The following is a 10982-nucleotide window of genomic DNA, read 5'->3' on the forward strand; positions in this document are numbered from 1 at the left end:
TTCGTCAATGAAAATCTGATAAAATCCTATAGTACCCCTGCAAATCTGCATGTTAGGTCATCACAAGATGAACTTGACGATCCTTTCTTTCAAAAGGTATAATAGGACCAATGATAGAATAGGGAGACTCATCTATGAAAAATCATGCTAAAACTAAAATCAGCCTTGTATCCGTTCTCGTCATCCTGGGCGTTGCTGCAAGAATGATGCGAGTCATCCACCGCCAGCAAATCAGGGAGCAAAACAGACAAACCATTCAAACGACTAAAAAGGTTGCAGAGTTTCAGAAAACACTAGACGAGGAAGAAACGAAGAAACGCAACGAAACCTTCAACAAGATTTATAATGAATCCCTTGTTCGGAATAAGTTTGAGAACTGGCAAAAAGTCGATGAACTTCATGGTTTGGGGCAAAGAGCTGGGCAATTTTATATCTATAACTTTGAAAAAAAGGAAGAAATCCTTTTAGAGAATACTGATCAAGCATTTGTTCTACCTATTCGAGACAAGAGTGATAACGTCACATTTCAGGCTATCTTTGCCACAAGGACGGTCAGTGGCACATCATGAAGCCAGACGGAAGTTCTCAGTTGCAACTAGGAGCAGCCAACATTTCCGCTGAATCTAAGTTTGTCATCGAGAACAATGTCTTAGATTACGACCAGTAAATCCGTAATGACTTGGCTAAACTACATACAAAAAGCTTAGGACCCCAGCTTGTGGTTGGGATTCTAAGCTTTTTCGTTGAGAGGAGAAAGTCGGCCAGCAAGTACCGAAAACTTTTATTCAACAGAAGCCCCATTGGTCGCAATGACTTCTTTGTACCAATAGAAGGATTTCTTACGTGAGCGGGCCAAGCTTCCCTTGCCTTCGTTGTCCCGGTCGACATAGATAAAACCGTAGCGCTTCTTCATTTCTCCTGTCCCGGCAGAGACGAGGTCAATACAGCCCCAAGTCGTATAGCCCCAGAGGACAACACCATCTTCATGGATGGCCTCCCGCATGGCCTTGATGTGGGCAGCCAGGTAATCAATCCGGTAGTCATCCTCAATCTCCCCGGCTTCATTTGGGGTATCAACGGCACCTAGTCCATTTTCTACGATAAAGAGAGGTTTTTGATAACGATCCCAGATGGTGTTCAGCGTAATGCGGAGACCAAGAGGGTCAATCTGCCAACCCCATTCTGAGCTTTCTAGGTAGGGATTCTTCAGAGAGGCAAAGATATTGCCCGCTGTTTTTTCCCTTTCAGCTGGATCCCCTGAAGCGACCCGACTGGCATAGTAGGAGAAGGAAATAAAGTCAACTGTATGGTCTTTCAACAATTGAAGGTCCTGTTCCGTCATCTCGACCGTGATCCCCTGACGCTCCCACTCTTTCTTGGCATAGTTAGGGTATTCCCCACGCGCCTGCACATCGATAAAGAAATAGTTCTTGCGGTCTTCTTCTAGACCAGCCCAGACATCTCGCGGAGCACAGGTATGCGGATAGTTTTGCCCAGCTGCCAACATACAGCCCACCTTATTGTTGGGATCAATCTCATGGGCTAGCTTGGTAGCAATGGCTGAAGCGACCAACTCATGGTGAGCCGCCTGGTATTTGACCTGCTCCTCATTCTCCCCTTCTTCAAAGCAGAGACCTGCTCCCATAAAAGGCGCATGAAGGATCATATTGATCTCATTAAAGGTTAGCCAGTATTTGACCAAGCCCTTGTAGCGAGTGAAGAGGGTCCGGCAGAGACGTTCATAACATTCCAACATCTTACGACTGCGCCAACCTCCATACTCGGTAATCAAATGCATGGGACAGTCAAAGTGGGTAATGGTCACCAAGGGTTCAATGCCATACTTATGGCACCCCTTAAAGAGGTTTTCATAGAACTGTAGACCTGCTTCGTTTGGCTCTAGTTCATCTCCTTTTGGGAAAATCCGAGACCAGGCAATGGACAAACGATAGGTTTTAAAGCCCATTTCCCCAAAGAGGGCAATGTCTTCCTTGTAGCGATGGTACATATCAATGCCATCCTTAGCCGGATAAAAATAGCCCTCTTCAAAATCGAACATCTTTTTCTGACCCGTAATAATGGCGTGACGATCAGGCCCAATCGGCACCACATCCACATTGGCCAAGCCACGGCCATCTTCAGTATAAGCTCCCTCACACTGGTTAGCAGCCGTCGCTCCACCCCAAAGGAAACCATCTGGAAATTGAAGTTTGTCGGTCATCTCCCCACCTCACTTGATTTGATAGTTCTATTATACCCTTCTCTTTCCAAAAAATCCTACAAGATCCTATGAAAAACTGAACCTATTCTAAGGTAACTCCTACACTTGGGAACATAAAAAGACCGGATGACTCCGATCTTTTAAATAGTTCATTTTCTCAAATTCTGTTTTAAGAATAGCTAAGGTTGACGTTAAATGATCACGCGTCCTATTTCATACGATAAAAATCAATCACTAAACCAGCTGGGCCTTTAACTAGCAGGCTTTCGGTTCCCCAATCGGTTACAACTGGACCGTTTAAAACCTGGATACCAAGTTCTTTCAACCGTTGGTAGTTCTGATTTAGATCCTCAACCTCGATATGAAGAATGATTCCTGACTGAAAATCTTCCAAAGGAATCAAATGATTTTGAGACAACATGAGACAATGACTGCCAATCGTGAACTGAGCAAAACTGTCGTCAACATAATCGGCTTTTTTATCCAAAATACGCTCCAAGCTAGCACAAACTTGGGTAACATCTGAAACGATAATATCTAATTGATTTAAATTCATTTCTTATCCTCCACAAAAAGACCGGATTGCTCCGATCTTTTTAAGTTCTGCTCTAAGAAAATCAAAGAATAAACAAGGCATCGAACCGCAGGCAGTACTGGAGTACGGCAAGGTGAAGATAACGCAGTTTACATTTGATTTTCGACGAGCAGGATTATTTGATTGCGCGTGATTGCAACCCTTCTTCTTCCAAGAAGAGGCGGAATGGTACGAGTTCTTCTGCTTCGTATTTTTCCTTGAAGGCTTTGATAGCTTCTTCTGAGTGTTGTTTTGGATCCAACTCAAGAACTTCTACTGGAAGTGGACGGTGTTGAGTGATGCGAGCATCGATCACGACTGTCTTACCTTCTTTGTTCAATTTAACAGCTTCTGCAACGACTGCGTCGATGTCTTCGATACGGTCAACTGTAAATCCAATAGCTCCTTGAGCTTCAGCGATTTTCGCATAGTCAGCATTAGGGAAGTCACAACCAAACAAGTGTTTGTTTGTGTCTTCGTATTTGTCCTTGATGAAGGCATATTTACCATTTGAGAAGACAACGTTGATAACTGGAAGATCGTATTGAACGTTTGTGATAACGTCTGGGTAGCACATGTTGAATGCACCGTCACCCATGATGTTCCATACTTGGCGATCTGGATTGTCTTTCTTAGCAGCAATACCACCAGGAAGGGCGATCCCCATTGTCGCAAAGAGTGGAGATGTACGCCACATGTTCTTAGGTGTCATGTGAAGGTGACGAGTAGATGTTTGAGTAGTGTCACCGACGTCGATTGAGTAGATAGCATCTTCGTCAGCGTATTTGTTAATAGCATTGTAAACTTGATACAATTGCAATTCACCCTCAGTTTTACCTTCGAGTTTGTTCATGTAATCACGCCAGTTTTGGTTGTTCTTCACGTTTGCACGCCACCATGGAGTAGATTCAACTGGATTCACTTTATCAAGGATTGCTTTCGCTGCTTGACCTGCATCACCAAGAATTGAAGCGTCTAGGGCATGACGTTTACCAAGTTTGTAAGGGTCGATATCGACTTGGATGAATTTTTCAGTGTTCTTGAAGGCTTCGTAAACTTCAGCAAATGGGAAGTTTGAACCAAGGAAAAGAACAGTGTCTGCTTCAAAGACCACTTCGTTGGCTGGTTTCCAACCAACACGGTATGCAGAACCTGTCAAACCTTCGTAGTTCCATTCGAAGGCCTCGAAGTTTTTACCAGTTGTAATGATTGGTGCTTTAATTTTACGAGACAATTCAGTGATCACATCACCCGCACCAACTCCACCGAAACCAGCGTAGATCACTGGGCGTTCAGCATTGTTCAAGATTTCAACAGCTTTATCGATTTCCACTTCGTTCAAGGCAGGAGCGATGAATGAACGCTCGTATGAACCTGATCCATAGTATGAGTTTTCGTCGATTTCTTGGAAACCGAAGTTTACTGGAATTTCAACGACAGCTGGACCCTTTTTAGAAACGGCAGCACGGCAAGCTTCGTCGATCACTTTTGGCAATTGTTCTGCATAAGCTACACGTTTGTTGTAAACAGCGATACCGTTGTACATTGGGTTTTGGTTCAATTCTTGGAAGGCATCCATGTTCAATTCGTTAACTGGACGTGATCCAAGGATAGCAAGGAATGGAGTGTTATCCATCGCTGCATCGTAAACACCGTTGATCAAGTGAGTTGCACCAGGTCCACCTGAACCAACTGCAACCCCGATAGAGCCACCAAATTTAGCTTGCATAACCGCTGCAAGAGCACCTGTTTCTTCGTGGCGAACTTGCAAGAAACGGATATCTTTGTCTTCAGCCAAAGCGTCCATGAGTGAGCTAAGTGTTCCTGATGGGATCCCGTAGATGGTATCTACGCCCCATGTTTTCAATACGTTAAGCATTGCTGCAGATGCAGTAATTTTCCCTTGAGTCATTCTAACTCTCCTTTAAATCTATTTTGATCCTTTAAAAATGTAGCATAGCGCTTCTACTTCATCTTTGCGATCAGGTTTCGTTTTGAAAATGAGTTTTTTCTGACATTTCTCATGAAAACGATTTACAAAACGATTACAGTATTAATTTATCACAAAGAGATGCACATGTATAAGAATCTGCTCAGAGATGCTCAATCCCTATTCCATAACAGATGCTCTTTTTTGAGAAAATTTCACAAACTATCCTACAATAGGGTATTTTACTATAATTTCATACTCCCTCTTTTCCCTCGTCGCTCTAAGGAAAAGAGAAAAAGAGTGATACAGAATTCTGTACCACTTCTTATTTTCGTTAATCTATTTTCGCGACATTGAGAAGCAGCGAGCTAGTCAAAACAGACAAAGAACTAAGGGCCATAGCAAGACCTGCTAGTTCTGGATTGAGGGTCAATCCCAGTCCTACAAAGACTCCAGCAGCAATTGGAATCCCAAGGATATTGTAGATAGAGGCCCAGAAGAGATTGAGTAAGATCCTGCGGAAGGTCTTTTGACTCATGTCAAAGGCGCGCACAACGCCAAGCAAATCATTTTGCGTGAGCACGATGCCACCGGACTCAATCGCAATATCCGTTCCAGATCCCATAGCGATCCCCACATCCGCGATCGAGAGAGCTGGAGCATCATTGATCCCATCTCCAACAAAGGCGACCTTGCTAGTTTCTTGCAGTTTTTGGATGGCGCTAGCTTTTTCTTGAGGAAGGACATCAGCAATGACGGTGTCAATTCCCACTTGCTTAGCAATAGCTTGGGCCACCCGTTCATTATCCCCCGTTAACATGACCGTTTTCAAGCCCCGTTCTTTGAGCTTTTTGATCGCTTCTTTTGAGCTGGCCTTCGGAGCATCTTGAATGGCAATCAAGCCAATCACTTGCCCATCCACAGACAAACTGATCACTGTTTTGGCCTGCTCTTGCAACTCTACCATCCGTTTTTCAAGCTCCGGATCCATCGCTGTCCCGTCATGAAGTTTGCCATTTCCCAAGGTCACCAACTGCTGGTCGATCTGACCTTGGACCCCTTTTCCTTCAATCGCTTGGAAGTTTTCCACAGGGGATAACACCAAACCTTTTTCTTCTGCTTGGGATAACACCGCTTGGGCTAGTGGATGTTCTGAAAAAGTTTCAAGACTAGCAGCCAGTGTCAAGACACGCGCTTCATCTCCTACAACATCGGTTACAAGTGGTTGGCCAATGGTAATAGTCCCTGTCTTATCAAACACAACGGTTTGAATCTTTTGCACTTCTTGAAGAACTGTTCCATTTTTAATCAGAACCCCCATCTTGGCACTACGGCCGGTTCCGACCATCAGGGCTGTTGGGGTTGCTAAACCAAGGGCACAAGGACAGGCAATAATGAGGACAGAGACTGCATAGAGCATGGCCTCTTGAAGCGACGCGCCCAGAAGCACGGACCAAACCCAGAAAGTCGCAATGGCCAAAATCGTCACCACTGGAACAAAGATACCTGAAATCTTATCCGTCAAATCTTGAATGGGAGCACGACTGGATTGGGCCATTTTGACAAAGTCCACAATTTGAGATAAGAGGGTCTCACTACCGACTTTTTCAGCCTTAAAGAGAATGGTCCCATTGCTGTTGATAGTGGAGCCGATAACTGCATCACCAACTGATTTTTCTACAGGCAAGCTTTCACCTGTCACCATCGACTCATCAATGGTCGTACTTCCTTCTACAATCGTCCCATCAACCGCAATCTTTTCCCCAGGACGGACCCGAATCAAGTCATCAATTTGGATATCTTCTGCCGCCACCTCGACATAGTTCCCATCACGGAGAACTTGAGCCGTTTTTGCCTGCAAATCCAACAACTTTTCCACAGCCTCGGAGGCATTGTTACGCATCCGTTCCTCAAAGACTTGTCCTAAAAGGATAAAGAAGATGATAAAACCCGCAGCCTCAAAGTATACTGGCTGACCAGTAAAAAGGGCAAATACACTATAGACATAGGCTACCAGGGTTCCAAGAGCTACCAAGGTATCCATATTGGAATGGTGCTTCTTAAATGAGGCCCAGGCACTCTTGATAAAAGGAACTCCTGCTACCAACATGATCGGTGTTGTCGCTAGAAAAGTCCCCCAGTGACTGACTGAATGGGATACAAATCCTGCCATCATCCCGATCATCAAGATCAATAAAGGAAGAGTAAAGATACTAGTAATCCAAAAGCGACCCAGTAAACCTAAGACACGACGGCGTTTTTCCACAACCGTGTAGGAACCCTTTTGCATCTTCATTCCACATGAAAACTCGAAGTCCCCTGTTTCTGTCGGGGTAAAGGATATCACCTTATCCACACCGACTTCCAAAGGCTCTAAAATCCCCTGATCTTCAAACAAAATTTCCTTGTAACAGCCGGAAGGATTGACCCGATGGAAGGTGATTTCAGCAGGGATCCCTTTTTGAAGTTGAAATTCTTTGGGACTATAGCCCTTTTCTGCTGTAATACGGATCTTTTGCACTCCGTTTTCCACAACTGCTTTTTGTTTTTCTACCATACCTACTCCTTTATTCCACAATCATTTGACCATGCATCATGTTCATTCCACATGAATACCCATATTCGCCCGCTTTTTCTGGCGTAATTTCAATGACATGTTTTTCACCTAAAGGCAAATCTTCATGAACGCCAAAATCTGGAAAGATCACTTGAGCCAGACATGAAGATGGATCCTTGCGATTAAAGATGATCCGGGCTGGAACATTTTTTTTCAGGACAATGGTTTCAGGCGAATAGCCCCCCATGACTTCGACTTCAATTTCTTGATAACCTGATTTCTGACGAGCGTGGCCGCTTACCTTTTCATGCTCTGCAAAGAACCACCAAGCAATAAAAGCAACCAAAAGTAAACAAACAATACTAATTAACAATCCAAACATGGAATTTCCTTCTTTCTATTACATACAATTGCAGCGGACTGTTGCGACAGCCTCTGCTTTCTTTTCTTCCAGGACCTGCTGCAGCTGATTAAGATCTGCAAGCGTAAAGTCACTCTCCTGAATCAAGTTTTCAAGCACCTGGACAATTCTTTTTGAGCAAACCTTGTCTTTCACCTCCTCAACCACCAAGTCTAAACTCTGGTCCTGCTTCAACAAAGCCGAGTAGACAAAGGCTTTGCCAGATTTTTCTCTGGTCAGACAGCCCTTTTCAACCAAGCGCGTCAAGAGGGTCTTGATGGTCGACTTGGACCAGTCAAAGCGCTCGGACAAGACGGCGATCAAATCCCTGCTGGTCTGCTTGCCTTCCATCCAGATAATTTTCATGATGCGCCATTCCGCATTGGAAATTTGCATGGCTTCTCCTTTCTAAATCTACATTTGTAAATCTTATGATGCTATTCTACTCCTAAGATTTACATTTGTCAACCAAAAAGACAAAAAAATTTCCTCTTGGAAATAGAGGAAGGTAGACAATCTGTTTTTACAAAAAATCATCTAAAGAAATCTAAAAAGAAATAGAATTGATTTCAATTATAAGAACCATTCAAATATTTCCTGAAACTTTCCGCCGTGAGAAAAGTGCTAGAAACACTATTGTTTCTAGCACTCGGGAGTTTTGGAACCTTAGGTCCAAAACTAAGTCATGGAACTTCAAAGAAGTTCGCTGACGTCCGTACTCACCTAAGGAAAGTTTTTAAGAAGACTTTATCTTCAATCTGAAATTTTTCTTTGAAGATTTGTCTAGTTGGGCTTTTTCGCTCCCTATTTTGTCTCTATAATGTCTCCTGCAGAGCTTGGGCTAGAACTCGGTAACCAGCCACACTTAAATGGAGGCCATCTGTCGTATAGGCTTCTGCCAACTGCCCCTTTTCATCCAATAAAGACGAATACACATCGACATAGCTGACCTGGTGGTAGGCCTGAGCCAATTCGCGATAGGCCTGGTTGAGGGACTGAATTTTTTCATTGGTCTGCACATAGACCTTTTGTTTGTAGCGCTCTTCTTGACTCACCGGTAAAACCGAGATCAGGTTGATGTGGGTCAGCGGAAAATCTCGCATAATTGCTTGTAAGACCGCTTCTACATTGTCTAGGGTTTCCTTTTGAGGAATTTCTTTTCCGATATCATTGGTCCCGATCAAGAGAAAGATCTGATCCACCGCCGTTCCAAAGACATGGGCGTCTAGATGCTCACGAAGAAGACCCGTCTTATAGCCTCGCACTCCTCGATTGACCATGTGCTTGGGACTTTGTAATAGTTCATGAATGGGAAAATACTCTACGATGGAGTCTCCGATAAAGATCAAACCAGGCTCCTTCAGAGGGGCTTGATTGAGTTCCCGATAGGTTGTTATGATTTTCTCCTGCTCCTTTAAGAGCCAGTCTTCTAACAGTTGTACCGCCATCTATTTCTCTCCCTTCACTTGTTCCCAGGGGGTCAATCCTAGATACTCTTCGATCACCTGGTAGACACCACCTTCTTGATGGCTCGGTGCTAGGTGTTTGGCAACAGCTTTGACAGCTTCTTCTGCATTGGCTACAGCATAGGAGTGACCTGCCATTTCAAGCATTTCGATGTCGTTTCCACTATCACCAAAGGCCATGACCTGGCTGGCGTTAAGCTGCCACATCTCCATTAATTGAGCCAGTCCCCAAGCCTTGTGAATGCCAGCTTGTAAGAGATCCATGCTGCCAAAACCGCTCGAAACCGCCATGAGCTGATCTCCAAAAGCTTGTTGGACTTCCTGGCTCACTTGATCAAGACGATCCAAGCCTACCACCAAGCTCATTTTAAGCACCTGATCAAATAGATCTGCTGTCAATTCCGGAACAAACTTCATCCGCTTGTACAAGGCTTCAATCACTTCTGGCTGCATGAATTTCTCAACTTCTGTAAAGACCGTTCCTTCCTTGACAAAGCCACCATTGACAGCTGACACAACCAGCTGGTCTGAAATTTCCCGCCCCTTAAAATAAGCAAGAACCGCCTCTACTAGTTCTCGATCCCAGAATTTTCCTAGAATCATCTGATCATCTTCAAAAATCCGAGCTCCGTTGGCGACGACTAGAGTCACCCGTTTGACCAAAGGACCCAAGAGCTGGCGCATGCGATGGATTTCATTTCCCGTCGCAATGACAAAGCGAATCCCTTTTTGATCCAAGTGGTCCAATAGCCTTTCCAGGCGCGGAAGATCTACCTCTCCTCGCTCATCTAATAAGGTTCCATCCATATCTGTTGCAATCAACTTAATCATACAATCTAACCTTTTCCCTTTCAAAGGGTGTAAATTATCTGGTTCCATTATACCACAGATCAAGCCAGTCAAAACCACCCGTGAAAACAGGTGGCTTCCTCTTGGGTTGAAGGTTCCTACTGATGGCCAGGGGATCTTATGAATATAAGCCCTTTTCCACACTTTCCTGAACCAACTCTTCTGTCAGTTTCCATAATTCTTCCGATTCACTTTTTATGAACTTTTTCTTTTCTAATACCATCTCTGAACGGATATGATCAGGATTATAATTGACTTCTGACACTTCCAAGTGATTAATCAGTGGTACCAATGCGTCAATCACTCTTGCATATCTTGCCTCAGGACTCTGCCCTTTTTCAAACTCCAACCACGAATTTTTCATATTCAAATAGGTTGCTTCTGGAAGGAGGCTCATTGTTTTTTCTATAGATGCTAACTCTCTATCATGAGAATGAAGCTTTTTTTCATCATCAAACACCCAAGTATCTCCAGCATAAACCTCACCTAAATCATGAATCAATAACAGAAACATGACCTTTTCCATATTCAATTTTTCGGGATAATAATCTTGCAGAACCATCGCAGCTATCGCACCCTGCCAGGAATGCTCGGCACTATTTTCAAACCGTCCATCAAGAGTTCTATTAAACCTTGTTACTGACTTTAATTTCTCGATTTCTTTAATAAATTCAACTATCTGATTCAAATCACTCATGGCGACTCCAACCTCCCTATTCGAAATTACGACTATCATACCAGAAATCCTGTTTTCCATAAATGAATTCCAGTATTTGCAAAAAAGATAATGTTCCTCCTTTTTGGAGCACCGCCATTTTTCTAACAAGAGCACAAGGACAAGCAAAAAAACTAACCAGTCTTTACCGGTTAACTTTAGAATGAGACAAACTATTTAAAAGTAAAATAAGTTAATCGATTCTAAAAGTAAGTAAAAATGAGTTCCTATTTTTAGAATGAATCAAGAAAATACAAAAACTTTCCGCTG

At 43.6% G+C, this 10982-nt stretch carries 10 protein-coding genes; 1 reads left to right on the forward strand and 9 read right to left on the reverse strand.

Annotated features, from left to right (window positions below):
• Positions 1-134 precede the first annotated feature (134 nt).
• Positions 135-569, forward strand: a complete 435-nt coding sequence (locus tag HMPREF2686_RS04315; RefSeq protein ID WP_261673668.1) for a hypothetical protein — start codon at positions 135-137, stop codon at positions 567-569.
• 212 nt (positions 570-781) lie between these two features.
• Here the strand turns inward: HMPREF2686_RS04315 and HMPREF2686_RS04320 are convergent, their stop codons facing one another.
• The 9 genes from HMPREF2686_RS04320 to HMPREF2686_RS04360 form a co-directional block, all read right to left on the reverse strand.
• Entirely contained in the window at positions 782-2221 is a 1440-nt protein-coding gene (locus tag HMPREF2686_RS04320; RefSeq protein ID WP_070449351.1) for a 6-phospho-beta-glucosidase, read from the reverse strand.
• A gap of 208 nt (positions 2222-2429) precedes the next feature.
• A complete protein-coding gene (locus HMPREF2686_RS04325) occupies positions 2430-2777 on the reverse strand; it encodes a VOC family protein (protein ID WP_070449353.1) in 348 nt (115 codons plus the stop codon).
• 154 nt (positions 2778-2931) lie between these two features.
• Positions 2932-4707 (reverse strand): pyruvate oxidase, encoded by a 1776-nt coding sequence (spxB, locus tag HMPREF2686_RS04330; RefSeq protein ID WP_070449356.1) that lies wholly within the window; start codon positions 4705-4707, stop codon positions 2932-2934.
• 352 nt (positions 4708-5059) lie between these two features.
• Complete coding sequence (locus HMPREF2686_RS04335) at positions 5060-7282, reverse strand: heavy metal translocating P-type ATPase (RefSeq protein WP_049486106.1); 2223 nt, start codon at positions 7280-7282, stop codon at positions 5060-5062.
• A gap of 10 nt (positions 7283-7292) precedes the next feature.
• Complete coding sequence (locus HMPREF2686_RS04340; RefSeq protein ID WP_024056338.1) at positions 7293-7664, reverse strand: cupredoxin domain-containing protein; 372 nt, start codon at positions 7662-7664, stop codon at positions 7293-7295.
• 18 nt (positions 7665-7682) lie between these two features.
• On the reverse strand, positions 7683-8078 hold the full coding sequence (locus HMPREF2686_RS04345) for a CopY/TcrY family copper transport repressor (RefSeq protein ID WP_024056337.1): 396 nt from the start codon (positions 8076-8078) through the stop codon (positions 7683-7685).
• A gap of 419 nt (positions 8079-8497) precedes the next feature.
• Positions 8498-9130, reverse strand: coding sequence for an SGNH/GDSL hydrolase family protein (locus HMPREF2686_RS04350; RefSeq protein ID WP_070449357.1), 633 nt, complete (start codon positions 9128-9130; stop codon positions 8498-8500).
• Entirely contained in the window at positions 9131-9979 is an 849-nt protein-coding gene (locus HMPREF2686_RS04355; RefSeq protein ID WP_049523127.1) for an HAD family hydrolase, read from the reverse strand.
• Positions 9980-10115: 136 nt separating this feature from the next.
• Positions 10116-10694, reverse strand: a complete 579-nt coding sequence (locus tag HMPREF2686_RS04360) for an HD domain-containing protein (protein WP_070449510.1) — start codon at positions 10692-10694, stop codon at positions 10116-10118.
• Positions 10695-10982 lie beyond the last annotated feature (288 nt).

It is taken from the genome of Streptococcus sp. HMSC057G03, from assembly GCF_001808745.1.
Classification (GTDB): Bacteria; Bacillota; Bacilli; order Lactobacillales; family Streptococcaceae; genus Streptococcus; species Streptococcus parasanguinis_Z.